Below are 26,484 nucleotides of genomic sequence, written 5' to 3' on the forward strand. Positions count from 1 at the left end.
CGGGGCCGGCCGTGGCCGGCCATGCGTTACTCACAAGGAGCATGATCAGATGAGCGTACCTTTCATCGGCGAAATCCGGATGTTCGGATTCAACCGCGTTCCCAGTGGATGGCTTGCCTGCAACGGCGCAGTGGTATCGATCGCAGACTACGACGTGCTCTTTATGTTGCTCGGCACGACCTACGGCGGTGACGGCCAAAGCACCTTCGGCGTGCCGGACCTGCGCGGCCGCGTGCCGCTGCACATGGGCCAGGGCCCGGGGCTGAGCAATCGCCTGCCCGGCATGATGTCCGGGTCCGAGACGGTCACGCTGACCCTGCCACAGATGCCGGCCCACACCCATGCACTGTCGGTCAGCACCGCGGCAGCCACCCTGGAGACGCCCGCCGCCACCGCATTGCCGGGCGCCGTCAGTGGCGAGACCTTCTATGTCACCGACACCAACGGGGCGACCCCACTGGCGATGGAGGCGTTGGCCGTGACCAGCAGTGGTGGCAACCAGGCGCACGAGAACTGCATGCCCACCCTGACGGTGCAGTACTGCATCGCCTGGGCCGGCGTCTTCCCCTCGCAGTCCTGACCCTTCCTTCGTTACGCGCAGAGAACCGACATGACCGAACCTTACATCGGACAGATCCAGCCGTTCGGCTTCAACTTCGCCCCGAACGGGTGGGCGTTCTGCAACGGCGCTACGCTCGCGATCCAGCAGAATGCCGCCTTGTTTTCGCTGCTCGGCATCCAGTACGGCGGCAACGGCACCAGCACCTTCCAGCTGCCCAATTTCAGCGCTCGCGCTGCCGGAGGGACGGGCACCGGCAACGGCCTGACCCCCCGCTTGATCGGCGACACGTTCGGCGTCTCCCAGGTGGCGTTGAGCACGTTGGAGATGCCCGCCCATCAGCACACGCTGACCGCGTTCGCGCAGACCGACACCGGCAAGCGCAGCGGCGTGCCGGTGGCCGGTGGCGGTCTTTCCCAGCCGGGGTCCAACGCGGTCAAGCCCTTCAGCAATGCGACGCCGGATACGCCGCTGTCCCCGTCCATGCTGCTCCCCAGCAGCGGTGGCAACCAGCCACACGACAACCAGCAGCCCTACCTGGCGGTGAACTTCTGCATTGCCCTGCAGGGCGATTACCCTGCGTTCGACTGATGTTGCCCGCGACGCTGGCGCCGTTCCCTCCGGAGCGGCGCCCGGCGCTGGCCGGGGTCGCCGACGGCACCGGATGGCAATGGCGCGCGCTGCGCGACGATGACCTGCCCTGGCTGGTGCCGCTGTATGCGAGCACGCGCGAGGAGGAACTCCGGTCGGTGCCCTGGCCGGACACTGCCAAGCGGCAGTTCCTGTCGCAGCAGTTCGTGGCCCAGCACCAGCACTATCTGGCCCACCACCCGCGCGCGCATTACCTGGCGATCCTGCGCGAGGGCCAGCCGGTAGGGCGCTTCTATGTCGATGAAGACGGCGAGGAGGATCTCATCGTGGACATCAGCCTGTTGCCGTCATCGCGCGGCACCGGCATCGGCACGGCGGTGATCGGTTGCCAGCAACAGGCCTGTGCGGTGCGAGGTCGCGCGCTGCGGCTGCATGTGATGCAGCACAACCACGCTGCGTTCCGCTTGTACCAGCGGATGGGGTTTGTCGCCACCGCGGCGGCGGCGGGCGAACTCTACGTGCCCATGCGCTGGGAGCCCACGCACCGTCCTGTCAGTTGAAGACGGCCTGGTACAGGAAACCGGCACGTTCCTGCGCGATCGGCACCAGGAAGATGCCCACCTCGCCCACCCGCGCATGCCGCATCGGATAGATCTGCTGCGGGAAGACGATCGGCGCGCCATTGCGGAACAACAGCGAGAACGGCGCACGTGCGGTATCCACGCGCGTCTGCGGCAGTGGCCGCGCCTCGACCAGCACGAACTCCATCTGCATGCCATCAAACTCGGCGGCGAACGTCTCGTTCACGCAGCCGGCAAAGTGTTCAAGCGTCAACAACTCCATGTCCCCTTCCCCAGTCGCGTACCGCAGGCGTAGCGGCATCGAACATCCTCGCTGCATCGCGTGGCGCGCACAAGCACCACGCGATGCACTGCGCGTGGATCAGGCCGCCAGCGCAGCGTCGATCGCGGCCACCAGACGGGCATCGTCAGCCGGCACGTCCGGGGCGAAGCGTGCGATGACCTGGCCGTCGCGACCGATCAGGAATTTCTCGAAGTTCCACAGCACGCCCGGCGCCGGGTTGACCACCAGCTCCGGATACTTGGCCACGGCGCCCTGCAGCTTCTCGCGCATCGGGCCTTCGCCGGTGGCGGCCGGCTGGGCGGCGGTCAGCTGCTGATACAGCGGATGGGTGTCTTCACCGGCCACGCTGATCTTGGCGAACATCGGGAAGCTGACGTTGTACTCCAGCTGGCAGAACTGCTGGATGTCCGCTTCGCTGCCCGGCTCCTGGGCCAGGAAGTTGTTGGCCGGGAAACCCAGTACTTCCAGGCCGGCGGCCTGCTTGTCGGCGTACAGCGCCTGCAGGCCTTCGTACTGCGGGGTCAGGCCGCACTTGGAGGCGACGTTGACCACCAGCAGCACTTTGCCGCGGTAGTCGGCCAGCGAAGTCGGCTGGCCTTCGATGGTGGTCACGGGGATGTCGTAGACGGTCTGGCTCACTGCGGATTCCTTGTGTTGCATCGGGGGAGGCACAGCATAGCCGTGCCGTGGGGGGGTCAGTCGACGCAGATCGTGCCGAGCACCACGCCGCCATCAATGCGCTGGCGGCAGCCGAAGTTCTGGCTGACATCACGCTGGCAGACACCGCGCGTGGCCGTTCCCGGCGCGACATCACTGGTGGCCAGGCACTGGCCGGTGCAGTCGGCCTTGGCGCTGCAGACCTTGCCGGCATCGGCGTAGGGCACCACGCACTGCACGCGCTGCAGGCGGCCCAGTGGCTGCAGGCTGCCACCGGCGGCGGTGCATTCGGCGGCGCTGGGCGTCGCGGGCGTGGCCGCGGTGGTGTCTGCAGGTGGGGTGCTGCTGCACCCGGCCAGGGCGAACAGGAGGGACAGCATCAGGGGCAGGCGCATGGACGGTTCCTTGAACGATGGGAGAAGGCGGGGAAAAGACGTGCCACGCAGCATGCGCGATCGCATGCATGCGTCGCGTCGGCGCTTAGTCCTGCAGCGGGCTGGCTTCGTCGCCAGTCACGTCCTCGTCTTCGCCGCTCATGTCGCCGAGCAGGTCCTGGGTCTGTTCACTGCCCAACGTTTCCACGCTGCGCAGGCGGCGCTCGATGGTGCGCGTCTTGCGGCTGGCTTCGCCGAGGCTGCGGCCGACCGTGGTGATCTGCTTCTCGGCTTTTTCCAGGATGCCGGCGAACTTGCCGAACTCGCTCTTGACCGCACCGAGCAGGCCCCACACTTCACTGGAGCGCTGTTCGATGGCCAGCGTGCGGAAGCCCATCTGCAGGCTGTTGAGCAGCGCGGTGACGGTGGTCGGGCCGGCCACCACCACGCGATGGTCGCGCTGCAGCAGGTCGATCAGACCGGGGCGGCGGATCACTTCGGCGTACAGGCTTTCAGTAGGCAGGAACATCACTGCGAAATCGGTGGTGTGCGGCGGGGCGATGTACTTGTCGCAGATCGATTTGGCCTGGATGCGGATCGCGCGCTCCAGCTGAGCGCCCTGCACGCGCACCCCCTCGACGTCGCCCTGCTCCTGCGCATCGAGCAGGCGCTCGTAATCCTCGCGCGGGAACTTGGAATCGATCGGCAGCCAGACCGGCGTGTCTTCATGGCCGCGGCCCGGCAGGCGCACGGCGATATCGACGATCTCGTTGCTGTCCGGGCGTACTTTGACGCCACGCGCGTACTGCTCCTGGGTGAGCGTCTGCTCGAGGATGTTGTCCAGCTGCACCTCGCCCCAGCTGCCGCGGTTCTTGACGTTGGTGAGCACGCGCTTGAGGTCGCCCACCCCGGTGGCCAGCTGCTGCATTTCGCCGAGGCCGCGCTGGACCTGCTCCAGCCGCTCGGAGACCAGCTGGAACGAAGCGCCCAGCCGCGTTTCCAGGGTGGTCTGCAGCTTCTCGTCCACGGTCACCCGCATCTGGTCGAGCTTTTCGGCGTTGTCGCTCTGCAGGCTCTTGAGCTGCTGCTCGAGCGTGGCGCGCATCTCGCCGATACGCTGCTCGTTGCGCTGGGTCATCTCCTGCAGGCGCAGGCCCAGCGATTCACCCAGCCGCTGCTGGGACTGCCCGGTTTCCTCACGGCCCAGGCGCGCGTCGTCGGCCAGGGCCTGGCGCAGCGCGGCCATGTGGCTGTCGGTACGCGTGGTCAGTTCCACCAGCTGCTGGCCGAACGCTTCGATGCGCGCCTGCTGCTGTTGCCCGAACGCTTCCAGCTGCGCACGCACTTCCTGCATGCGCAGCGCCAGCAGGTCGCCGGTGCGCTGCTGGCTGAGCGTGCTTTCCTCGCGGGCCTTGCGCGCGTCTTCGCCGAGCGCGTCGCGCAGCAGGTCCAGCCGCTGGTCGGTGCGGGTGGACAGATCGGTCAACGCGCGCGCGAAGCTTTCCAGCCGCGCGTCCTGCTGGCGGCCCAGGCCTTCGAGCTGCTCGCGCAGTTCGCTGCGGCCGATCCGCGCTTCCTCGCGCAGGGTCTGTTCGAGGGCGCCGTTGCTAGAACGCCGCAGCAGCGCGAGCAGCTGCAGCACGAGGACGGCACACACCAGGCCGCCAAGGATCAGAGATTCGGTTTGCATACGCCAAGTGTAGGCCGCGCCGGTCTCAATGGCTGCGTCAGAACCCCTCGAGCACGAGCTTGCCGCGCGCGCGGTGGCTTTCGATCAGGGCATGCGCCTGGCGCAGGTTGGCGGCGTTGATACGGCCGTAGTGTTCGCCGAGCGTGGTACGCAGCACGCCCGCATCGATCAGCGCTGCCACGCGCTCGAGCAGCTCATGCTGGCGCTGCACGTCAGGGGTGTTGAAGCTGGAGCGGGTGAACATCGATTCCCAGTGCAGCGACAGGCTCTTGCGCTTGAGCGCCATCACGTCGAGCTGGCCGGGGTCATCGATCAGCGCCAGCTGGCCCTGCGGGGCGAGCACGCTGACGATCTGGTCGTAGTGCTGGTCGGTATGGGTCAGGCTGGCCACATGACTGACCTCGGCGATCCCCAGGCGCTGCAGGCCCTCGCTAAGCGGCTGGGTGTGGTCGATCACGTGGTGCGCACCCAGCGCATAGACCCAATCCTGGGTATCCGGCCGCGAGGCGGTCCCGATCACGGTCAAGCGCGTCAGCTGGCGGGCCAGCTGCACCAGGATCGAGCCGACCCCACCGGCGGCACCGATCACCAGCAGGGTCTGCCCTTCGCCGCCGTTTTCCGCGATGCGCAGGCGATCGAACAGCAACTCCCAGGCGGTGATCGCCGTCAGCGGCAGCGCCGCGGCGGCGGCGTCATCCAGGCTGGCTGGCTTGTGGCCGACGATGCGCTCGTCCACCAGCTGGTACTCGGCGTTGCTGCCGGCGCGGCCGATCGCGCCTGCATAGAAGACCGCGTCGCCGGGCTGGAACAGCGTCACCTCCTCGCCCACCGCATCCACGATGCCGACCGCGTCGAAACCCAGCACGCGCGGCTCGGTCACCGCCACGCCGTTGCGCACCTTGGTATCGACCGGGTTCACCGAGATCGCGCGGACCTCGACCCGCAGATCGCGCGGGCCGGGGGTGGGGATCGGCAGGGTGATGTCCACCAGCGCGGCGGGGTCGCTGATCGGCAGGCCATGCTGGGTATAGGCGACGGCTTTCATCGGGGGAGATCCAGTGGGGAAGACGGACAGCCTGCGCTTCACGGCGGGGTGGAGAAAGGCGCAAAATCGGGCAGCACTTTCACAGCAGGAATGAAAATGGTCCGGTTCGAGGATCTTGCCCTGTTCGTCCGCACCGCCGCGTTGGGCAGCTTTTCCAACGCCGCGCGCGAGGCCGATCTGCTGCCAGGCCAGGTCGCGGCGGCGGTGGCGCGACTGGAGCGCGAGCTGGACCTGCGCCTGTTCGTGCGGTCCACCCGCAGCCTGCGCCTGACCGCCGAGGGCGCGTTGTACCTGCCCTACGCGCAGGAGGTCCTGGCCGCGCTGCGCGAGGGCGAGGCCCGGGTGCGGGGCGAGGATGCCGAGCTGCGCGGCACGCTGCAGGTGGCCGCGCCCTCGGATCTGGGCCGCAACCTGCTGCTGCCCTGGCTGACCGAGTTCCGCGCCGCGCACCCGAAGCTGCAGCTGCGCCTGCAGTTGTCCGACCAGGTCGCCGATGTGTTCCGCGATCCGGTCGACATCGCCTTCCGCCTGGGCCGCTTCGACAACGCCAGCTATGTCGCCCTGCCCCTGCTGCCCGGCAACCGCCGGGTGCTGGCCGCCTCACCGGACTACCTGGCCCGGCACGGGACGCCGGACAGCCTGGAGGCCTTGAAGGAGCACCACTGCCTGCTCTACCAGCTCGCCGGGCGCCCGTATGACCGCTGGAGCTTCGAGGTCGATAGCCGGCGCACGGTCATCCCGGTGCGCGGCAACATGGTCTGCGACGATGCCGACGTGGTCCGGCGCTGGGCAGTGGCCGGGGAAGGCATCGTGTTCAAGTCATGGCTGGATATCTGCGCCGATGTGCAGGCCGGGCGCCTGCAGGTGCTGCTGGACGGCGCCGGCGACAGCCTGCCATTGAACCTGGTGTGCCCGCACCGCAAGCAGTTCTCACCCGCCATCCGCCAGCTGCATGCGATGTTCGCGCAACGGCTGCAGCCCCTGCTCGCGGGATTGCCGGCCCGCGCGCGCTGACGCTATCGCCCGGCGCGCGGCTGCCGGACAATGCCCCTCCCCCCGTAGTCGAGTCGCCGCCATGCCGTGGATGGGCATCCAGGATTTGTGGACCTTTGTTGCGGCCGTGCTGGTGTTCCTGGCACTGCCGGGCCCAGGCACCTTCACCCTGCTCACTGCCACCGGCCGCGGCGGCGTGCGCGGCGGGTACACGGCGCTGTTCGGCCTGCTGCTGGGCGACCAGATCCTGATGTGGCTGGCGGTGGCCGGGGTTGCCGCGCTGCTCAAGGCCAACCCGCTGGTGTTCCACGCGGTGCAGTACCTCGGCGCGGCGTACCTGGTGTGGATCGGCATCGGCCTGCTGCGCCAGCCGCGCGCGCAGGGCGAGGAAGGCGGCATCCGCCTCACGCCGGGCCACTACTTCCGCCAGGCGGTACTGATCAACCTGCTCAACCCGAAGGCGATCATCTTCTACATGGCCTTCCTGCCGTTGTTCATCGATCCGGCCCGTCACCAGGGCGTGGTGACGTTTGCGACCATGGCGCTGATCATTTTCGTCATGGGGCTGGCGTACTGCTCGGTGCTGATCGGGGTGGGCAATCTGCTGCGCCGTCGGATTCTTCAGCACCCGCGTGTCGGGCTTTGGCTGAGGCGGGTGGCGGGGGTGTTCCTGGTCGGGTTCGGTGTGCGGCTGGGCGTGAGCGGCTGAGCCCTTGCGGGCAGACGTGGTGCACGACGACAGCGCGCGTCGTGTTCGCCCGCGGATAGGCAGCATCATCGCGACGCTCGGTTCTCATGCAAACATTGAGATTCCCCTGCGTACCGGTGACGTGTCCAATCGGCGCCATCGTCCAACGTCGCCTCCCCGGCGCGTGCGCAGGTGATCTATCCACAGGGTCATCCCCCGCTCGCGGACTGGGCGGTCGCCCTGTTGCTAGGCGCCGGATGAGCCGAGAGCGTCAGCGCCGCATCGCCTCGCGCAGGTGGTCAATGAACACCCGCAGCTTGGGCGCCATCTGCTCGCGTGCCGGGTAATACAGGTGGAAGCCGGCGAACGGCTGCTGCCAATCCTGCAGGACGCACTGCAGGCGTCCGGCCGCCACATCGCCGGCGTAGAGTGCCTCAAAGCCCTGCGCCAGCCCCATGCCTCTGATCACGGCGGCATGGATCAGCCCGGCGTCGTTGAACACCAACCGGCCCGCCACCTCCACCTCGAAGTCACGCCCCTCACGGGTGAACTCCCACGCCATCCGCCGGCCCGTGCTGAGCCGGTGCACGATGCATTCGTGCGCAACCAGGTCGGCCGGGGTGGCGGGCACACCGTGCATGGCCAGATAGTCCGGCGTAGCCACCACTACCTGCCGCTCCAGCGGCCCGATCGGCACCGCGATCATGCCGCGGGCCAGGCTTTCGCCCAGCCGGATGCCGGCGTCGAAGCCGCCGGCAACCAGATCGGTGAGCGCGGTTTCCACGAACAGCTCCACCTCGATCTGGGGATAACGCGCCAGGAAGCCGGGCAGGTGCGGCAGCACCAGCAGTTCGGCAGCAATCCGCGGCACGTTGATGCGCAGCTTGCCGGCGGGGACATCGCGCACCTGATCCAGGTCTTCGAACGCGGCATCGATCCGGGCCAGGCCCTCGCGTACCTGCGCCAGGAAGCGCGCGCCCTGCTCGGTCAGGCCGACCCGGCGCGTGGTCCGTTGCAGCAGCCGCACGCCAAGGTGGGCCTCCAGCGCGCGCACCGTCTGCGATAGGGCCGAGGGCGATACGCCCAGCTCGTCGGCCGCGCGGGTGAAGCTGGCATGGTGCGCGACGCGGGCGAAGGCGACCACGGCAGGCAGGGGATGCTGGACGCTCATTGTGAAGACAGGCTTCAAGGACGATGCAGGGGAAGCCAGTTTATCCACATAGTCCGGAAGAGGATGCTGAGCGTGTTCCCGCCCTTCCCACTGGAGTACCGCATGCAGACCCGTACCCTTGGCCGCGATGGCCCCACTGTTTCCGCGCTCGGCCTGGGCTGCATGGGCATGAGCGCCTTCTATGGCGGCCGCAGCAGCGATGCCGAATCGATCGCGGTCATCCACCGCGCGCTGGAGCGCGGTGTCACCCTGCTCGACACCGCCGACATGTACGGGCCGCACACCAACGAAGTACTGGTCGGCAAGGCGATCGCCGACCGCCGCGACCAGGTGTTTCTCGCCACCAAGTTCGGGATCCGGCTGGAGCCGAGCGATACCGCCGCGCGCAGCGTCGATGGCCGCCCCGAGTATGTGATGGCCGCCTGCGAGGCCAGCCTGCAGCGCCTGGGCGTGGACCACATCGACCTGTACTACCAGCACCGCGTGGACGGCACGGTGCCGATCGAAGACACGGTGGGCGCGATGGCACGCCTGGTCGAACAGGGCAAGGTGCGCTTCCTCGGCCTCTCCGAAGCCTCAGCCGGCACGATCCGCCGCGCCCATGCCGTGCACCCGATCACCGCGGTGCAGACCGAGTACTCGCTGTGGTCACGCGATCCGGAGGACAACGGAGTGCTGGCGACGGTGCGCGAGCTCGGCATCGGCTTCGTGCCCTACTCGCCGCTGGGCCGTGGCTTCCTGACCGGCGCGATCCGCAGCCCGGCCGATTTCGATGCCGATGACTACCGGCGCCAGTCGCCGCGCTTCCAGGGCGAGAACTTCGACCGCAACCTGGCTCTGGTGGATGCGGTCACTGCGATGGCCAAGACCCAGGGCGTGAGCCCCGGGCAGCTCGCCCTGGCCTGGGTGCTGGCCCAGGGCGAGGACCTGGTGCCGATCCCGGGCACCAAGCGGCTGGCGTATCTGGAGGAAAACCTCGGCGCGCTGCAGGTGCGGCTCACTGCCGACGAGTTGGCCCGGATCGACGCGATCTTCCCGGCCCATGCCGCCGCCGGCGCGCGCTATGCCCCGGCGGCCATGGCAACCTTGAACCGCTGAGGTGCCACCGTCTGCCACGGGGGATAGGCGCCGATCTTTGTGCCGGTTTCGTCACCTTCCCCCCAGTCATGGGAACCGTGCAGCCGCTTACGACGCTTGGCAGTAGTAATGCTGCGCCGCGTTCGGTAAAACTCGCAGACTTGTCGTTCACAGTCATCCACCGCGAGGCCCCATGTCATTGCTCCGGCGCAAGTCCCTAGACACTGTCACCGTCCATGAAGCCGGCAGGCAACTGATCCCGACCCTGAGTTGGCCGCACCTGATCGCGCTGGGCATCGGCGCGATCGTCGGCACCGGCATCTACACCCTGATCGGTGTCGGCGCGAACCTGGCCGGCCCCGCGGTGCTGATTTCCTTCGCCATCGCCGGCGCGGTCTGCGCCTGCGCGGCCCTGTCCTACGCCGAGCTGTCGACGATGATGCCGGCCGCCGGCAGCGCCTATACCTACAGCTACAGCGCGCTTGGTGAGGTGGTGGCCTGGGTGGTCGGCTGGAGCCTGATCCTGGAGTACTCGCTGGTGGTGAGCACGGTCGCGGTCGGGTGGTCCGGCTACGCGGTCGGCTTCCTGCACGGCTTCGGCATCGACCTGCCCCTGATGCTGACCGCCGGCCCCCACGTGGAAGGCGGCTTCATCAACCTGCCGGCAGTGCTCATCACCTTCGTGGTGGCCGGCATGCTGATGGCCGGCACCAAGGAAAGCGCGACCCTCAACGCGGTCCTGGTGGTGATCAAGATCATCGCACTGACCGTGTTCGTGGCGATCGCCCTGCCGCACTTCGATACCGGCCACATGGAGCCGTTCATGCCGTTCGGCTTCGTCAAGTCGCTGGGCGCCGATGGCGTCGAACGCGGGGTGATGGCGGCGGCAGCGATCATCTTCTTCGCGTTCTACGGCTTCGATGCGATCTCCACCGCCGCCGAAGAAACCAAGAAGCCCGAGCGCGATCTGGCGATCGGCATCATCGGCTCGATGGTTGGCTGCACCATCATCTACGTGCTGGTGGCGCTGGCGGCCGTGGGTGCGATGAGCTACACGATCTTCGGCCAGAGCGCCGAACCGCTGGCGCTGATCCTGCGCGAGCTGGGCAGCCCGGGTGCGGCCAAGTGGATCGGCGCTGCCGCCGTGATCGCGCTGCCGACCGTGCTGCTGGCCTTCCTGTACGGCCAGAGCCGCATCTTCTTCGTCATGTCGCGCGACGGCCTGCTGCCGCGTGGGCTGTCCAAGGTCAGCGCGCGCACCGGCACCCCGGTTGCCACCACGCTGTTCACCGCGGTGCTGGTGGCCGCGCTGGCCGGCGTGGCACGCCTGGACGAGATCGCCGCGCTGGCCAACGCCGGCACCCTGGCCGCGTTCACCGCGGTGGGCCTGTGCCTGGTGGTGCTGCGCAAGCGCGAGCCCAACCGCGTGCGCAAGTTCCGCACGCCGCTGGCCTACGTGGTCGGCCCGCTGGCGATGATCGGCTGCGTGTACCTGTTCTTCAGCCTGCCGAGCACCACCCAGCTGTACTTCCTGGGCTGGAACGTTCTGGGCCTGATCGCCTACTTCGCCTACGGGCGTCGCAATGCGGTGCTGGGCAAGCGCTGAGCGATCGCGCCGGCCACCGGCCGGCGATGACCGGGTGTGAAAAAGGCAGGCCCTGGGCCTGCCTTTTTCTTTGTGGGCGCTGGTGAAGCCGCGCTGCCGGGCAGCGCGCGTAATGCCCCCTGTACTCAGGACTTCGCGGCGGCAACTTTGGCCGCGTGATCCTGTGCCTGCTGCATGACGCGCAGCAGGTTGCCGCCCCAGATACCGCCGATCTGTTTCTCGCTGTAGCCCTTGCGCAGCAACCACGCGGTGATCTTCGGCAACTGGCTCACGTCGGGCAGATCCGCCAGGCCACCGCCGCCATCCCAGTCCAGCCCGATGCCGACGTGTTCGGGGCCGACCACTGTGAGGATGTGCTCGAAATGGGCGAGGAAATCGTCCAGCGTGGCCTTGCGCAGCGGGATGCGCTGGTCGATCTCCTCCAACCCCTTCTTCAGCGCGACACCCTGCTGGATGCTCATGCCGTCGTAATCGGTACCGAGCTGTTCCATCAGGGCCGTCTCGGCCGCCTTGCGTGCCTCGCTCTTGGCGGTGTCGATCAGATAACCACCATAGGCGTTGACCTGGATCACGCCGCCGGCCTTGGCCAGCTGTTTCAGGCGTGCATCGTCGAGGTTGCGCGGATGGTTGTAGATCGCCTTGGCCGAGCTGTGCGAGAGCACGAACGGCACCGGCATGCGCTCGATCAGGTCATCGAACACCGCATCGGAGGCATGCGACTGATCGATGACGATGCCCAGCCGCACCGCTTCATCCACCAGCGCCTTGCCGGCTGGACTCAGGCCCTTCCACTCGGCCCCCTTGGGATCGGTGGCCGAATCGGCGAACTCGTTGTTGGCGAAGTGCACCGTGCTGAGCAGGCGCAGGCCGGCCAGGTGGTAGTAACTGAGCAGCGTGGGATCGTCGACCAGCGGGCTGGCGTTCTCCATGCTGATGTAGACCACGCGCTTGCCGGCGGCCTTGATGCGCGCGGCATCGGCGGCGGTCAGCGCGAGCTGGAAGGTGTCCGGATGCGCGGCGAGCATCTCGCGGATCTCGGTCAGGCGCAGCAGGCCGGCATCGCGGTCATGCTGGTGCGCTTGTGCGCTGCGGTCGCCCTGATCGGTGTAGATCGCCCAGAAGCCGCCATCCAGCGCGCCTTCGACCATGCGCGGGTAGTCCACCTGCGACAGCGCGTTGTGGTCGTGCCGCTGGGTGATGTCGAAGCCGTCGCGGTGGAAGTTGGCCGGCGTATCCAGATGGCTGTCCAGCGTCAGCATCCGCTGCTGCAGCGCGGACGCCTTGGCCAGTTCCTGCGGGGTGAACGCGATCGCGTGGGCGGCCAGCGGCGTGCACAACGCCAGCGAGACCAGCAAAGACAGACTGCGCAACGTCATGACGCCTCACCTTGGTTGGGAAGCGTCAGACCATAGCGCCGAGAGGACAACAAACGGTAGTGCCGAACGTGGCCGGGATCCTGGTGCTTCTCAATCCACCACGCGGCAGAACACGGCCTTGAGGTAGCGCGATTCCTGCACGTGGGCCATGAACGGGTGATCCGGACCTGCGCCGGCCACCTTCAGGATCTGGATGGTGCGGCCGGCGTAGAACGCGGCACGGCGCAGCATGTCCAGGAACTGATCCTCAGCCACCAGGCCGGTGCACGAGAACGTGGCGAGCAGGCCGCCGGGCTTGACCACGCCCAGCGCCAGCTTGTTCATGTCCAGGTACTTCTTCAGCGCGGTGATGACCTGGTCGCGGTCGCGGGTCATCTTGGCCGGATCCAGGATCACCACGTCGTACTGCTCGCCGCGGTTGGAGGCATCGCGCAGCCACGGGAAGATGTCGGACTGGATGAACTTCGGGCGCACGTTGTTGAGCTTGGCGTTGCCCTTGGCGATGGCGATCACGTCCTCATCGATATCGATGCCGACCACCTCGGCCGCACCGCGCGCGGCGGCGTACACCGCAAAGCCACCGGTGTTGCAGCACAGATCCAGCACGGTCTTGCCTTCCACCTGCTGGCTCAACCACTGGCGGTTCTCACGCTGATCGGCGAAGAAGCCGGTCTTGTGCGCGCCGGCCGGGTCGGCGCGGAACTTCACGCCGTACTCGGTGATCACCGAGGCTTCGGTGGTGGTGTTGCCGTGGAAGTCGAAGCTCTCCTGCTTCTGCACGTGTTCGTCGGCGAAGCTGTGGAAACGGCAGCCCGGGAACTGTTCGCGCAGGGCCTCGTAGACCCACTCGCGGTGGCGGAACATGCCGGCGGCGAAGAATTCGACCACGACCAGGTCGCCATAGCGGTCCACGACCAGGCCGGACAGACCGTCGCCTTCGCTGTGGACCACGCGCCACGCGTCGGAGATCTCGTCCAGCTTGAGCACCTCACGGCGCAGCGACACCGCCTGGGCGATCTTGCGCGAGAACCAGCCCGCGTCGACCGGAATGGCCTGATCGGTCTCCAGGATGCGCACGGCAATGCGCGAATGACCGTTGTAGAAGCCACGGCCGATCCACTCCCCGTCCACGCCGACGACGTCGACGATGGCACCGGGTTTGGGACGGACGGCCGGCTTTTCGACCAGTTTCTGGAAGATCCACGGGTGGCTGGAGCGCCAGGCGTTCTTGAGGCGGACAACGGGGGCAGGGGTATTCATGTACGCATTGTATGACGCGCCACCGCATGCGCGCTGCCGCCCCACGGTCTGCTGCGCATACCGCGGGCCCCGTCATACCCGCAACCACACCCCCGCGCCTGCGGCGCTGCCCCCTGACTCAGGGGGCGATCATTCATCACGAACGGGGCATGGAAACCATTTGACGCCGGCCCCGGCACCCCGCAGAATCGGCCCCAGAAGGGGAGTAGCTCCCAGACGTTGTCGCCGTCAATTCGAGCCCGCAGGCTCCGGTGCAACGGCAGTCCCACCCATCGGGACTGCGAGCGAGACCTTCGCCGTATGGCGAAGCTCTGTCCCTGGATCCCCCCGATCCTCCGTTGCAGATCCTCGCCGTCCGGCTTGAGGCACTCTATTTTTTCCAACGGACAAACCCAATGCAGACGATCGGTAATGTGTGGTTGTGGGGCGGCTTCGGCGCGGTGGTGATCATCGCGCTGCTGGTCGATCTCGTTTTGATGCGACACGGCGGGCCGCACAAGGTCACCTTCAAGGAGGCCCTGTGGTGGTCCATCGGCTGGGTCGTGCTCGCTCTGGCGTTCAACGGTGGCCTCTGGTATTACCTGAACGAGACCGCCGGCCAGGTGGTGGCCAACAAGGTGGGCCTGGAGTTCCTGACCGGTTACCTGGTCGAGAAAGCCCTGGCCGTGGACAACATCTTCGTGTTCCTGATGATCATGGGTTACTTCGCGGTGCCCGAGGAACAGCGCCAGAAGGTGCTGATCATCGGCATCCTGGGTGCGATCGTGCTACGTACGATCATGATCTTCGCCGGCAGCGTGCTGCTGACCAAGTTCCACTGGTTGCTCTACGTGTTCGGCGCGTTCCTGCTCTTCACCGGCTGGAAGATGTGGTTCTCGGCCGGCAGCGAACCGGATCTGGAGACCAACCCCGCCCTGCGCTGGATGCGCAAGCACCTGCGCCTGCTGCCGGACTACGCCGGTAACGCGATGAGCGTCATGCGCGATGGCAAGCGCTGGTACACCCCGCTGTTCGTGGTGCTGATCCTGATCGCGGTGACCGACGTGATCTTCGCGGTGGACAGCATCCCGGCGATCTTTGCGATCACCACGGACCCGTTCATCGTGCTGACCTCCAACGTCTTTGCGGTGCTGGGCCTGCGTGCGATGTTCTTCCTGCTGGCCGGGATGGCCGATCGCTTCCACCTGCTGCCGTACGGCCTGGCCCTGGTGCTGGCCTTCATCGGCATCAAGATGATGCTGATCGACATCTTCAAGATCCCCACCCCGATCTCGCTGGGCGTGGTGGCGGTCATCATCGCCGCGACCGTGGTGTTGAGCCTGAAGAACCCGCCGAAGGAAGGCGGTCACGCCTGACCAACCGTGCCGCCTGCGGGATTGTCCCGCAGGCGGTACCTCTCTCTCCCACGGCGTTGCCCTTGTGTTCATCCGGGGCGACGCCATCCCTAAGGGTATGAACGCCAACCTGCCCCAGCCCACCGGCGCGCCGCCGGTCCCGTCCCGCAACGACCGTGGTGGTGTACTGCGGGCGTTCAACCTGAGCCTGGCCTTCGTGCTGCTGCTGGTCGCGGTCTATACCGCCCAAGGCCACTTCGACTGGCGTCCCTGGGCCGTGGCCCCGTTGGACAGGGCCGGCCTGCTCGGCATTCTCGGTGCACCGCTGCTGCACGGCTCGATCCAGCATCTGGGCGCCAATGCGGCGGCCCTGCTGATCCTCGGCACCCTGGCCGGCAGCGTCTATCCCAAGGCCACCCTGCGCGCGCTGCCCCTGTTATGGGTCGGCTCGGGGCTCGGTGCCTGGCTGCTCGGCGATCTGGGCAGCCGCCATCTGGGCGCCAGTGGCATCACCCACGGCCTGATGTTCCTGGTGTTCGTGCTCGGCCTGCTGCGCCGCGACCGGCCAGCGATCGCCGCCGGGCTGATCGCCTTCCTGTTCTACGGCAGCATGCTGCTGACCATCCTCCCGCACGAGCCGGGCGTGTCTTGGCAATCGCATATGGGCGGTGCCTTCGCCGGCATCATCAGCGCGCTGCTGTTCCGCTTGTCCGACCCGATGGCGCCGCGCAAGCGCTACAGCTGGGAGGATGAGGAAGAGGACGACATCGAGGCTGCACGCGACGCCGATCTGGAACCGCCCTCCCCGACCCGCGTGCCGGTGCTGTGGGAACCGCGCGAGGGCCGCGACTTCGTGGTGCTGCCGTTCCGGCGGCGCGATGAAGGGTCATCGCTGGACTGACCGGCAGCGCCATCTGATTGCATGCCACGGTAGCGCCACGCATGGCGTGGCTCTACACGCTCAGGGGTTCGCTGCGGTGGTGCCATCCCCATCCACCGCGCGGCGGCCCAGCGCCGGGTCATCGGTGAAGAACGCATCGATACCGGTGGCCAGATAGGCGCGCATCTCGGCGACCGAGCCTTCGGCATTGCGGGCATTCGGCTCGCCGCTGCGGAACTCCGCGGCCTGGAAGTAGTTCTCGGGCCGGAACGTATACGGCACCACCATCAACCCGGCCGCATGCGCATCGCGCACCAGCGAGGTCGGGGTGCCCAGCTTCCCCTGCGCATCCAGTGGAATGACCATGCGCAGGCTCGGGCCGATGCCGTCGGCGTAGGTCGCGACCTCGCGCAGCCCGGCCGGGGTGATCAGGTCGGCATAGCGCTGGCTACCCTTGGTGGCCAGCACGTCACCGGGCTGCTGCTTGGGATCGCCGAGCAGCTGCAGCAGGCGGATGTTGCTGTCGCGGCCGAGCTTGCCGCGCAGGTAACGCAGGTTGCCGACCTCGAAGGACTGGATCGTCACCGGTGCCACTCGCGTGTAGGCGTTGCCCTGCAGCGCGGCGACCACCTTGTCTTCCATCGGCAGGCCGATGCGCGTGAAGTAGGTGCCGTGCTTGATCTCCGGCACCAGCCCGATGCCGCGGTTGGCGCGCCCGGCCTGCTGCACCAGGAAGGCGATGATCTCGTCCAGCGTGGCGATGCGGAACTGGCCGTCGAAGGCGGTGCTGCGCAGCTGCGGCAGGCGCTCGCGGGCGTACAGCGTCTTTAGTTCGGCCAGGGTGAAGTCTTCGGTGAACCAGCCTTCGATGCGCTCGCCGTCGATGGTCTTGACAGTCCTGCGGCTGGCGAACTCGGGATGCGCGGCCACATCGGTGGTTCCGCCGATCTCGTTCTCGTGGCGCGATACCAGCACGCCGTCCTTGGTCATCACCAGGTCCGGCTCGATGTAGTCGGCGCCATCGGCGATGGCCTGCGCATACGCGGCGAGCGTGTGCTCGGGCAGCAGCGCACTGGCGCCGCGGTGGCCGTAGACGGCGGCCTTGGCCGGCGTGGAGGAAGACGATTCAGCGCTCATGGCCACCGATGGTGCCACGGCCAGCGACACCAGCAACACACATCCCCACAACTGCTTGGACACTGCAAATCCCTGTCGATAAAGAACCCGGTCAGTCTGCTGCAAGGCTGTGACAGCGCGAAGAAAGGCCGCGTGCCTACTTGCCGATACAGAAGCTCGAGAAAATCCGCCCGAGCAGATCATCCGCACTCATCCGCCCGGTGATCTCGCCCAGTGCCTCGTGGGCCAGACGCAGTTCCTCCGCGGCCAACTCCAGGTGCTCGTGGACCAGCTCCGCTTCGGTGCGCTCGGCGTGGCCGATGGCCTGACCGATCGCCTCTACATGGCGGGCGCGCGCGGAGAACTCACCGTCCACGCTGTCGCCGGCACTGCCGCTGGCCAGCGCGCGCAGGCGTGCATGCAGCTGATCCAGGCCGAGGCCGGTCGCGGCCGAGACATGCACCACGTCCGCAGGGACGTCGACCGGCATCGCGTCCAGCAGATCACTCTTGTTGTGGATCCACAGCTGCTGCGGCACGTCGGCGATGCTGTCGCCCACCGCCTCGCGGCCGGCCTGCGGATCGCGCGCATCGACCACCACGATGGCCAGGTCGGTGCGCTGCATTTCTTCGCGGGCGCGACGCATGCCTTCGCGCTCGATCGCATCGCCGCCTTCGCGCAGGCCAGCGGTGTCGACCAGGGTCAGTTCCAGGCCATCGATGCGGATGGTTTCGCGCAGGGTGTCGCGGGTGGTGCCGGCGATGTCGGTGACGATCGCCCGCTCGCTGCCGGCCAGTGCATTGAGCAGCGAGCTCTTGCCGGCGTTCGGCGGGCCGACCAGCACCGCGTGCAGGCCATCGCGGAGTCTGCGCCCGCGTTCGGCGTCGTCGCGCAGGCGGATCAGCGCCTGCAGCGCGGTGACCAGGCCACTGCGGACCTGCGCGCCGCCGAGGGTATCGAGTGGTTCGTCGGCGAAATCGATTGCCGCCTCCACGTGGATCCGCAGCAGAACAAGCTGTTCTGCCACCTCGTCCACGCGGCGCGAGAACACCCCGTCCAAGGAGCGGCGTGCCGCGCGCGCTGCGCGGGTATCGCTGGCGGCAATCAGATCGGCGATCGCCTCAGCCTGGGCAAGGTCGAGCTTACCGTTGAGGAAGGCCCGCTCGCTGAACTCACCCGGCCGCGCCTGCCGAGCCCCCAGTGCGATGCAGCGCGCGACCAGTTGCTGGAGCACCACCGGGCTGCCATGCCCCTGCAGTTCCACCACTTCTTCGCCGGTGAAGCTGTTCGGCGCCGGGAACCACAGCGCGATGCCGTCATCGATCACCTCGCCGGCCGCATCGCGGAAGCGCGCGTAATGCGCATGACGTGGCTGCATCGCGCGCGCGCCGATCGCCTCGGCGATGGGACGCGCCTGCGGGCCGGACAGCCGCAGCATGCCGACGCCGCCAGCGCCGGGCGCGGTGGCGATGGCCACGATGGTGTCGGGGACGTGGGTCATGTCGGGCTCACTGCAGCGTGCGGGGAATCAGGGGGCATTCTACGGACCGCACGGTTGGCCGGGCCGCAGATGCAGGAAACCCGCCTTGCGGCGGGTCTCCTGTGTGGCTTACTTCTTTGCGGTGACGACCGGCAGCGGATCGCTGCCATGACGCTTGGTCATCCACCACTGCTGGAGCAGGCCCAGGCCACCGTTGACGACCCAGTACAGCACCAGACCGGACGGCATGAAGGCCATCATGACGCCGAACACCAGCGGCATCAGCTGCATCATCTTGGCCTGCATCGGGTCCATGCCCGGCGCCGGGGTCAGCTTCTGGGTGGCCCACATCACCGCCACGTTGATCACCGGCAGGATGAAGTACGGGTCACGCGCGGTCAGATCCTGGATCCAGCCCAGCCACGGGGCCTGGCGCAGTTCCACCGATTCCACCAGCACCCAATACAGCGCGAAGAAGATCGGCATCTGGATGAGGATCGGCAGACAGCCGCCCATCGGGTTGATCTTCTCTTTCTTGTAGAGCTCCATCATCGCGGTCTGGAACTTCTGGCGGTCATCGCCATAGCGTTCCTTGAGCTGCGCGATGCGCGGCTGGAAGCGACGCATCTTGGCACCGGACTTGTACTGCACCGCCGAGAGCGGATACAGCACCAGCTTCAACAGCACCACCAGGCCGACGATCGCCCAGCCCCAGTTGTTGACGACCTTGTGGACCTGGTTGAGGACCCAGAACAGGCCCTGGCCAATGATCGCCATCAGCGAGAAGCGGCTGTAGTCGACCACGCGGTCCAGGCCCTTCACGTCTTCCTTGGCGATCAGGTTGACCAGCTTCGGGCCGACCCACAGGCGGGCTTCGGTGCTGACCTGCTGGCCCGGGGCCACGGTGAAGGCCGGGCCACGCGCTTCGATCTGGTCGCGGCCGTTGTTCTGCGCCAGCGAGTACTGCGCGGCCTGGTCGGCCTGCGGAATCCACGCGGTGAAGAAGTGGTGCTGCAGCATCGCCAGCCAGCCGCCGGTGATGGTGCGGTTGAGGTGGCCGTCGTCCAGGTAATCCTTGAACGCGCGACGCTCGTACCCGTCCTGCGGGCTGAACCAGGTCGCGCCGTTGAAGCTGAACGAGTCCGGGTTGGTCATGCTGCGCGAGAGGATGGTCGGGGTGCGGTCCAGGGTGCGGAACACGTAGCCGCTCCACGGGGCGCTGCCGCCGTTGACCACTTCATCCCTCACCGTGATCGCGTACTCGTTGCGACCCAGCGAGTAGGTGCGGCGGATGGTCACGCCGTTCGGGCCGGTCCATTCGAAGGGCACCGTGACCTCGTCCTGGCCTTTGGCCAGCACGAAGTCGTGGTTGTCGCCGACCAGCTTGAAGCCGTTGGCCGCCGGCACCGGCATGGTCTTGTCTTCGCTGATCCAGCCACTCACCGCGCGGTACGGGTGCGTCGCCTCTTCGGTCAGCAGGCGGACCGGCGGACTGCCTTCTTCCTTGGTCTGCGGGAACTGCAGCAGTTCGGCATCCAGCACCGTGCCACCGTCCAGGACCAGACGCAGGACGTCGGTGGTGATGGTCACGCGGGCCGGACCGGCCTCGGTCTGGGCGGTCGGCTGTGCCGCCGGCAGGGAGCCATCCGCCTGCGGTACGGGCGCACCGGGGATGCTGCCGGCAGCGGCACCTGGCACGCTGGCCTGGGTGGTCTGGGTCGCCACGGCGGGGGTCGGCGGCGCGGCTTTGTCGCGGCCCCACTCCATCCACAGCAATACGGCCACCATCAGCCAGGCAAAAATCAGGAAAACACGGGTCTGGTTCATCAGCGTGCAGGCTCGACGGGGCCGGCACGCAATGCCGGCTCGGACTGGGAAAGGGGTGCAACGCCCAGGGGCGGCGGCATTGTGCCGTCCGCGCCCGGCATGGGCAATGCGCCAAGGCGGCGCAGCAGGCGCTCAAAGGCCTGGCGGATTTCTGGATTGCTGGCGGTACGGGCGGCACTGCGGGCAACGACGACGTAATCGCCGGCACTCATCCACGGCCGTAGGTGGCGTGTGGCATCGCGCAGCACACGCTTTACTCGGTTGCGACCCACGGCTCGGGGATCGACTTTGCGCGACACCGCAAGACCCAACCTGGCTGGCGTATCGCTCTTCAGCCAGTGCAGGGTCATCAGCGGATCGGACACACGGCGGGCGCCGTTGAAGACCGTTGTATATTCGGCACGCGTACGAACCCGCGCAGAGCGAGGAAATCGCTTGCGCGGGTCGGAACTGCTCACAGTCAGGATTGCGTCTGCCGCGGGAAGCGGCATTGCAATCAAGCGCTCAGGACTTTACGGCCCTTGGCGCGGCGACGCGACAGGATCTTGCGGCCGTCAGCGGTCTTCATACGGGCACGGAAGCCATGGTCGCGCTTACGCTTGAGGTTGCTGGGTTGGAAAGTGCGCTTGGTGGCCATGCGGGCCTCTATATGAAGGGGACGGAAAGAACCGGAAATTCTATAGACCTCATCGAGGTCCCGTCAAGTGTCTGTCACTACGGGAATTCACCGGGCTGTGCAATAGCTGTGGATCGTTTTGTGAATAACTTTGGGACAACCATTCCCGGCCCCCCTCGTCGGTGGTAGTCTGCGCCATCCATTCTTCCCCCCTTCCGGCCTGCGGTGCGGCGCTTTTGTTCGCCTATCCGCTGGCCCCAGACGATTATTGCCGATGGATGCCTGGTCTCGTTCTCTCGAACGCCTCGAAGCGGAGTTTCCGCCCGAGGATGTTCACACCTGGTTGAAGCCGCTGCAGGCAGATCTGCGCGCGGACAGCCTGGTGCTTTATGCGCCAAACGCCTTCATCGTCGACCAGGTGCGCGAGCTGTATCTGCCGCGCATCAAGGAGCTGCTGGCGCATTTCGCCGGTTTCGGCGACGTTTTTCTTGAAATCGGCTCGCGTCCGCGTCCGGTAGAGGCGCAGATCGCGCCGATTGCGGGTCTGTCCGCACCGGCGGCGCCGGCCGAACCCCTGGTGCCGTTCGCCGGCAACATGGATTCGCACTACACCTTCGCCAACTTCGTGGAAGGCCGCAGCAACCAGCTGGGTCTGGCCGCGGCGTTCCAGGCGGCGCAGAAGCCGGGCGACCGGGCCCACAACCCGTTGCTGCTGTACGGCGGGACCGGCCTGGGCAAGACCCACCTGATGTTCGCGGCCGGCAATGCGATGCGTCAGGCCAATCCGGCGGCCAAGGTGCTGTACCTGCGTTCGGAACAGTTCTTCAGCGCGATGATCCGTGCGCTGCAGGAAAAAACCATGGACCAGTTCAAGCGCCAGTTCCAGCAGGTGGACGCGCTGCTGATCGATGACATCCAGTTCTTCGCCGGCAAAGACCGCACCCAGGAAGAGTTCTTCCACACGTTCAACGCCCTGTTCGACGGCAAGCAGCAGATCATCCTGACCTGCGACCGGTACCCGCGCGAAGTCGAGGGGCTGGAAGCACGGCTGAAGTCGCGACTGGCCTGGGGCCTGTCGGTGGCGATCGAGCCGCCGGACTTCGAGACGCGCGCAGCGATCGTGCTGGCCAAGGCCCGCGAGCGTGGCACCGATATCCCCGACGATGTGGCGTTTCTGATTGCCAAGAAGATGCGCTCCAATGTCCGCGACCTCGAAGGTGCGTTGAATACCCTGGCCGCACGCGCCAACTTCACCGGCCGTGCGATCACCACTGATTTCGCCCAGGAAACCCTGCGCGACCTGCTTCGCGCCCAGCAGCAGGCGATCAGCATTCCCAACATCCAGAAAACCGTGGCCGACTACTACGGGCTGCAGATCAAGGATCTGCTGTCCAAGCGTCGGACCCGTTCGCTGGCCCGTCCCCGTCAGGTCGCCATGGCCCTGACCAAGGAACTGACCGAGCACAGCCTGCCGGAAATCGGCGACGCCTTTGCCGGCCGGGACCACACCACGGTGCTGCATGCCTGCCGGCAGATCCGGACGTTGATGGAAGCGGACGGCAAGTTGCGGGAAGACTGGGACAAGCTGATCCGGAAGTTGAGCGAATGATGCATGTACGCCGCTAAGGCGTCATCGCATAAAACGGTGCAGAATCCGGTAGTAAGCGCGGGATAGGTTGTGGATAAAAAAGCCGCTCGATTCGGCGGTAAAGTTATCCACACCTTTCCCCACCCCTTGGGGGCTAGTAATGCAGAGGGTTTCGAGATCAAAAACCCTTTTGTTTACAAAGGCTTAGTCGTGTTTTCCCGCGATTCTGGCCCTACCAGCACCACCAAGCTTTTGATTTATTCCACATTTTTTTAAAGCATAGGGGCACGGAACCACATGCGTTTCACACTGCAGCGCGAAGCCTTTCTCAAGCCGTTGGCACAAGTCGTCAACGTGGTCGAACGCCGCCAGACCCTGCCGGTTCTGGCTAATTTCCTGGTTCAGGTCCAGAACGGACAGCTCTCGCTGACCGGTACGGACCTGGAAGTGGAAATGGTGTCGCGGATCGCGGTGGAAGATGCCCAGGACGGCGAGACCACCATCCCCGCCCGTAAGCTGTTCGAGATCATCCGCGCCCTGCCCGATGGCAGCCGGATCACCGTCTCGCAGACCGGTGACAAGATCACCGTACAGGCCGGGCGCAGCCGCTTCACCCTGGCAACGTTGCCGGCCAACGACTTCCCGTCTGTCGACGAAGTCGAAGCCACCGAGCGCGTGGCGATCGGCGAAGCGACCCTGAAGGAACTGATCGAACGCACCGCGTTCGCGATGGCCCAGCAGGACGTGCGCTACTACCTCAACGGCCTGCTGTTCGACCTGCGTGGCGATGCCCTGCGTACCGTGGCGACCGACGGTCACCGCCTGGCGCTGTGCGAAACCGAGCTTGAAAAAGCGAGCGGCGCCAAGCGTCAGATCATCGTGCCGCGCAAGGGTGTGACCGAGCTGCAGCGTCTGCTGGAAAGCGGCGATCGCGAGATCGAGCTGGAAGTCGGTCGCAGCCACGTTCGCGTCAAGCGCGACGATGTGACCTTCACCTCCAAGCTGATCGACGGGCGGTTCCCGGATTACGAGGCTGTGATTCCGATCGGTGCCGACCGCGAAGTGAAGGTGGATCGCGAAGCCCTGCGTGCCTCGCTGCAGCGCGCTGCGATCCTGTCCAACGAGAAGTACCGCGGCATCCGCGTGGAAGTCTCGCCGGGCAACCTGAAGATCAGCGCCCACAACCCGGAGCAGGAAGAAGCCCAGGAAGAGATCGAGGCCGATACCACGGTCAGCGATCTGGCGATTGGCTTCAACGTGAACTACCTGCTGGACGCGTTGTCCGCACTGCGCGACGAGCACGTCGTGATCCAGCTGCGCGATTCGAACTCCTCAGCCCTGGTCCGTGAGGCCAGCAGCGAGAAGTCGCGTCACGTGGTAATGCCGCTGCGTCTGTGACCTGAGACGCGCAGGTTCCACGTGGAACCGAGTGGTTCTGAGAAGCCCGGCATTGCCGGGTTTCTTTTTGGGCGGGAGAGCGATGTTCCACGTGGAGCATTTGTTTTGCGGTAGAGCTTTGGCTGTAGCCGGACTGTTGGTCTGATCCTTTCCCGACCCAGCCCAACTCTCGTGAGACCGATGCCAAGCAGCCAGTCGGCGGTTGGGAAGCGAGCCCACGAGGTGACAACCCCGTTTTGCCCCCCTGGTCCTTCGGTCGGTGCGGCACCCGGCGGGATCATCGGCAGACTGGCGATGAACGGCTGCCGCGCCTGTCGATTGTGCATGCGTCAACCGAGCGAATGGCGCGAATTGCTCGTCCGCTCCGAAGCACTGCGGTACCCGGCGTTTTGACCGCTGGATCACAGCTCTATGCTTTTAAAAACTGTATATAAATCTAAAGCTTGGTGGTGGTGGTAGGGCCAGATTTGGTTGAAAAGTAGGTTAAGTGGTTGGTTTTAAAAAGGAATGTAGGCTCGAAACCCCCGGTAAAACAGGGTCTGAGCCTGGGGGTGATCCTGTGGATATCTTTCGAGGTAGTTCAAGAGGCCTTTTTTATCCACAGATTGCCCATAGGCTGTGCATAAGCCATACAGAGCGGGTGTGGACAGTCTCGTTTGGGTCTGCGCGCGTTGCTCGGGTTCTACTCTGGGGCGATTGAACCTCACGTCCAGATTTAAAAAAAAACAGGGCACTGGCTGCGTCCTGAGTCGCAAGGCGGGCAGAAAACGGTGCGAATTCGTTGAAATCTGCAGCACCTCAGTGCTGCGCAGGTCGCAGATTTGAAGAAATTCAGGCCGCTTCGGCGGGCCATGCGGCAGTAAACGCACGTTTCACGTGGCGGTCCTGGCCGCGGCGCTGACGTCGGCGGCCAACATCGCACTTGTCTGACCCAATGACCGTTGGCGCCACCCGAAATGGACGCGTGGCAGACCGAGCCGCCACCGCGCGGAACACCGGGACAGGCCGATCGGCTCCTTCCGACCTCGGCGACGGCTCAGGTACCCACCCGCGACGCGCGACGCATCCGGCCACGTGGAACCCGGGCAATGCAGTAAGCTGATCGATTCCCCCTACCCATCTGCCGCTCTGTGCGGCGTTGATCGTCCGCATGCACATCCGCCGTCTGTCCCTGCACCAGGTCCGCCGCTTCGATACCGTCGAACTGGCACCGCAACCGGGCATCAATCTGATCACCGGTGACAATGGCGCCGGCAAGACCAGTGTCCTGGAGGCGCTGCACGTGATGGCATACGGGCGCAGTTTCCGCGGCCGTGTCCGGGATGGTCTGGTGCGTCAGGGTCGGGATGCGCTGGATGTGTTCGTGGAATGGGATGAGCAGCGCGAAGGCGCCGAGACCCCAACCCGCCGCAAGGCCGGGCTTCGTCACAGCGGCCAGGAATGGAAAGGCCGACTGGACGGCGAGGATGTCGCTCAGCTGGGAACCCTCTGCGCGGCGCTGGCGGTGGTGACCTTCGAACCTGGTAGCCATGCGCTGGTCAGTGGCGGCGGCGAACCCCGTCGACGATTCATGGATTGGGGTTTGTTCCACGTGGAACCAGACTTCATGGGACTCTGGCGGCGGTATTCGCGGGCCCTGAAGCAGCGCAATGCCCTGCTCAAACAAGGCGGGCATCCGCACGCGCTGGATGCATGGGATCGCGAGCTTGCAGAGGCCGGAGAACCGCTGACCACCCGTCGCCAGCACTACCTGGAGCGGTTGCAGGAGCGAACCGTGGAACTTGCTGCCGTGCTGGCCCCGAATCTGGGGATCCAGTCACTCAGCCTCAGCCCTGGTTGGCGTAAGCAGGAGGTATCGCTGTCGGACGCCCTGCTCCTGGCCCGGGAGCGTGACCGCATGGCTGGCTACACCTCAGTCGGCCCGCACCGGGCTGACTGGAGCGTCGGGTTCGAGACCATTCCCGGCCGAGATGCCCTTTCACGCGGCCAAGCCAAGCTGACCGCCCTCACCTGCCTGCTGGCACAGGCAGAAGACTATGCCCAGCAGCGCGGAGAGTGGCCGGTGATCGCGCTGGATGATCTCTCCTCGGAACTGGATCGTCATCACCAGGCGCGGGTGCTGGAACGGCTGAAGGCCGGCCCTGCGCAGATCTTCATCACCGCCACCGAGGTGCCGGCGGCGCTGGTCGATGCAACAGATATCACTCGGTTCCACGTGGAACATGGACAGGTCCAGCCTGTGCCATAGTGGTCCCCCAGGGGCCACGGTGCCCGGCTGGTATAATTGCTGTTGC

Annotated in this window: 25 protein-coding genes; 12 read left to right on the forward strand and 13 right to left on the reverse strand. The window is 66.3% G+C overall.

Features of this window, described 5'->3' with window-relative positions:
- Nucleotides 1–49 precede the first annotated feature (49 nt).
- From AC13F7_RS13295 to AC13F7_RS13305, 3 genes are read left to right on the forward strand one after another with little or no spacing between them, the layout of a single operon-like run.
- Nucleotides 50–580, forward strand: a complete 531-nt coding sequence (locus AC13F7_RS13295; RefSeq protein ID WP_259208108.1) for a phage tail protein — start codon at nt 50–52, stop codon at nt 578–580.
- Nucleotides 581–610: 30 nt separating this feature from the next.
- Nucleotides 611–1,150: a phage tail protein gene (locus AC13F7_RS13300; RefSeq protein WP_481470448.1), complete on the forward strand. Its 540-nt coding sequence runs from the start codon at nt 611–613 to the stop codon at nt 1,148–1,150.
- Nucleotides 1,150–1,710, forward strand: a complete 561-nt coding sequence (locus AC13F7_RS13305) for a GNAT family N-acetyltransferase (RefSeq protein WP_483001172.1) — start codon at nt 1,150–1,152, stop codon at nt 1,708–1,710. Before AC13F7_RS13300 ends, AC13F7_RS13305 begins: the two co-directional genes overlap by 1 nt.
- Here the strand turns inward: AC13F7_RS13305 and AC13F7_RS13310 are convergent.
- The 5 genes from AC13F7_RS13310 to AC13F7_RS13330 all read right to left on the reverse strand — a co-directional run bounded on the left by AC13F7_RS13310 (nt 1,703) and on the right by AC13F7_RS13330 (nt 5,780).
- A complete protein-coding gene (locus AC13F7_RS13310; protein WP_265309836.1) occupies nt 1,703–1,993 on the reverse strand; it encodes a DUF6916 family protein in 291 nt (96 codons plus the stop codon). The genes AC13F7_RS13305 and AC13F7_RS13310 overlap by 8 nt on opposite strands.
- A 99-nt stretch (nt 1,994–2,092) precedes the next feature.
- The gene (locus tag AC13F7_RS13315; RefSeq protein ID WP_483001179.1) at nt 2,093–2,653 is read right to left on the reverse strand and encodes a glutathione peroxidase; all 561 of its coding nucleotides are present in this window, start codon (nt 2,651–2,653) and stop codon (nt 2,093–2,095) included.
- Nucleotides 2,654–2,709: 56 nt separating this feature from the next.
- Entirely contained in the window at nt 2,710–3,066 is a 357-nt protein-coding gene (locus tag AC13F7_RS13320) for a hypothetical protein (protein WP_481470452.1), read from the reverse strand.
- Nucleotides 3,067–3,151: 85 nt separating this feature from the next.
- Entirely contained in the window at nt 3,152–4,735 is a 1,584-nt protein-coding gene (locus tag AC13F7_RS13325) for a DNA recombination protein RmuC (RefSeq protein WP_483001188.1), read from the reverse strand.
- Nucleotides 4,736–4,772: 37 nt separating this feature from the next.
- A complete protein-coding gene (locus tag AC13F7_RS13330; RefSeq protein ID WP_483001192.1) occupies nt 4,773–5,780 on the reverse strand; it encodes a zinc-binding alcohol dehydrogenase family protein in 1,008 nt (335 codons plus the stop codon).
- Between the two features lie 90 nt (nt 5,781–5,870).
- Between AC13F7_RS13330 and AC13F7_RS13335 the strand changes: the two genes are divergently transcribed.
- Together AC13F7_RS13335 and leuE are read left to right on the forward strand one after the other, a co-directional pair.
- On the forward strand, nt 5,871–6,794 hold the full coding sequence (locus tag AC13F7_RS13335) for a LysR family transcriptional regulator (protein WP_483001197.1): 924 nt from the start codon (nt 5,871–5,873) through the stop codon (nt 6,792–6,794).
- Between the two features lie 61 nt (nt 6,795–6,855).
- On the forward strand, nt 6,856–7,482 hold the full coding sequence (gene leuE / locus AC13F7_RS13340; protein WP_102788761.1) for a leucine efflux protein LeuE: 627 nt from the start codon (nt 6,856–6,858) through the stop codon (nt 7,480–7,482).
- Nucleotides 7,483–7,732: 250 nt separating this feature from the next.
- Here leuE and AC13F7_RS13345 read toward each other — a convergent pair whose 3' ends face one another.
- On the reverse strand, nt 7,733–8,632 hold the full coding sequence (locus AC13F7_RS13345) for a LysR family transcriptional regulator (RefSeq protein WP_481470455.1): 900 nt from the start codon (nt 8,630–8,632) through the stop codon (nt 7,733–7,735).
- 102 nt (nt 8,633–8,734) lie between these two features.
- On the opposite strand from AC13F7_RS13345, the gene AC13F7_RS13350 reads away from it, so the two are divergent.
- Together AC13F7_RS13350 and AC13F7_RS13355 are read left to right on the forward strand one after the other, a co-directional pair.
- On the forward strand, nt 8,735–9,730 hold the full coding sequence (locus AC13F7_RS13350) for an aldo/keto reductase (RefSeq protein WP_483001208.1): 996 nt from the start codon (nt 8,735–8,737) through the stop codon (nt 9,728–9,730).
- A 172-nt stretch (nt 9,731–9,902) separates the two neighbouring features.
- The gene (locus tag AC13F7_RS13355) at nt 9,903–11,315 is read left to right on the forward strand and encodes an amino acid permease (RefSeq protein ID WP_481470457.1); all 1,413 of its coding nucleotides are present in this window, start codon (nt 9,903–9,905) and stop codon (nt 11,313–11,315) included.
- 125 nt (nt 11,316–11,440) lie between these two features.
- Here AC13F7_RS13355 and AC13F7_RS13360 read toward each other — a convergent pair whose 3' ends face one another.
- Both AC13F7_RS13360 and AC13F7_RS13365 read right to left on the reverse strand, forming a co-directional pair.
- On the reverse strand, nt 11,441–12,691 hold the full coding sequence (locus AC13F7_RS13360; RefSeq protein ID WP_483001214.1) for a dipeptidase: 1,251 nt from the start codon (nt 12,689–12,691) through the stop codon (nt 11,441–11,443).
- 90 nt (nt 12,692–12,781) lie between these two features.
- Nucleotides 12,782–13,951, reverse strand: coding sequence for a class I SAM-dependent rRNA methyltransferase (locus AC13F7_RS13365; RefSeq protein WP_481467632.1), 1,170 nt, complete (start codon nt 13,949–13,951; stop codon nt 12,782–12,784).
- Nucleotides 13,952–14,346: 395 nt separating this feature from the next.
- Here AC13F7_RS13365 and AC13F7_RS13370 point away from each other — a divergent pair, with 395 nt between their 5' ends.
- Entirely contained in the window at nt 14,347–15,306 is a 960-nt protein-coding gene (locus AC13F7_RS13370; RefSeq protein WP_353086671.1) for a TerC family protein, read from the forward strand.
- A 97-nt stretch (nt 15,307–15,403) separates the two neighbouring features.
- Nucleotides 15,404–16,186: a rhomboid family intramembrane serine protease gene (locus AC13F7_RS13375; RefSeq protein ID WP_483001226.1), complete on the forward strand. Its 783-nt coding sequence runs from the start codon at nt 15,404–15,406 to the stop codon at nt 16,184–16,186.
- A gap of 60 nt (nt 16,187–16,246) precedes the next feature.
- On the opposite strand, the gene AC13F7_RS13380 is transcribed toward AC13F7_RS13375, so the two are convergent.
- The 5 genes from AC13F7_RS13380 to rpmH form a co-directional block, all read right to left on the reverse strand.
- Nucleotides 16,247–17,302 carry a glycerophosphodiester phosphodiesterase gene (locus AC13F7_RS13380; protein WP_481467892.1) on the reverse strand — a complete coding sequence of 352 codons (1,056 nt, stop codon included), beginning with the start codon at nt 17,300–17,302 and terminating at the stop codon, nt 16,247–16,249.
- A 136-nt stretch (nt 17,303–17,438) separates the two neighbouring features.
- The gene (gene mnmE, locus AC13F7_RS13385) at nt 17,439–18,782 is read right to left on the reverse strand and encodes a tRNA uridine-5-carboxymethylaminomethyl(34) synthesis GTPase MnmE (protein WP_483001230.1); all 1,344 of its coding nucleotides are present in this window, start codon (nt 18,780–18,782) and stop codon (nt 17,439–17,441) included.
- A 108-nt stretch (nt 18,783–18,890) separates the two neighbouring features.
- Nucleotides 18,891–20,588: a membrane protein insertase YidC gene (gene yidC / locus AC13F7_RS13390; RefSeq protein WP_483001232.1), complete on the reverse strand. Its 1,698-nt coding sequence runs from the start codon at nt 20,586–20,588 to the stop codon at nt 18,891–18,893.
- Nucleotides 20,588–21,079 (reverse strand): ribonuclease P protein component, encoded by a 492-nt coding sequence (rnpA, locus tag AC13F7_RS13395; protein WP_483001235.1) that lies wholly within the window; start codon nt 21,077–21,079, stop codon nt 20,588–20,590. The genes yidC and rnpA overlap by 1 nt, the downstream gene beginning before the upstream one ends.
- A gap of 5 nt (nt 21,080–21,084) precedes the next feature.
- The gene (gene rpmH / locus AC13F7_RS13400; RefSeq protein WP_006404565.1) at nt 21,085–21,225 is read right to left on the reverse strand and encodes a 50S ribosomal protein L34; all 141 of its coding nucleotides are present in this window, start codon (nt 21,223–21,225) and stop codon (nt 21,085–21,087) included.
- A 253-nt stretch (nt 21,226–21,478) separates the two neighbouring features.
- Here rpmH and dnaA point away from each other — a divergent pair, with 253 nt between their 5' ends.
- From dnaA to recF, 3 genes are all read left to right on the forward strand, one after another.
- Complete coding sequence (gene dnaA / locus AC13F7_RS13405; RefSeq protein ID WP_481467640.1) at nt 21,479–22,813, forward strand: chromosomal replication initiator protein DnaA; 1,335 nt, start codon at nt 21,479–21,481, stop codon at nt 22,811–22,813.
- A 276-nt stretch (nt 22,814–23,089) separates the two neighbouring features.
- Complete coding sequence (dnaN, locus tag AC13F7_RS13410; RefSeq protein WP_019184048.1) at nt 23,090–24,190, forward strand: DNA polymerase III subunit beta; 1,101 nt, start codon at nt 23,090–23,092, stop codon at nt 24,188–24,190.
- A gap of 1,150 nt (nt 24,191–25,340) precedes the next feature.
- Nucleotides 25,341–26,438 (forward strand): DNA replication/repair protein RecF, encoded by a 1,098-nt coding sequence (gene recF / locus AC13F7_RS13415; RefSeq protein ID WP_481467894.1) that lies wholly within the window; start codon nt 25,341–25,343, stop codon nt 26,436–26,438.
- Nucleotides 26,439–26,484: the final 46 nt, after the last annotated feature.

Source organism: Stenotrophomonas sp. K-6, assembly GCF_056861555.1.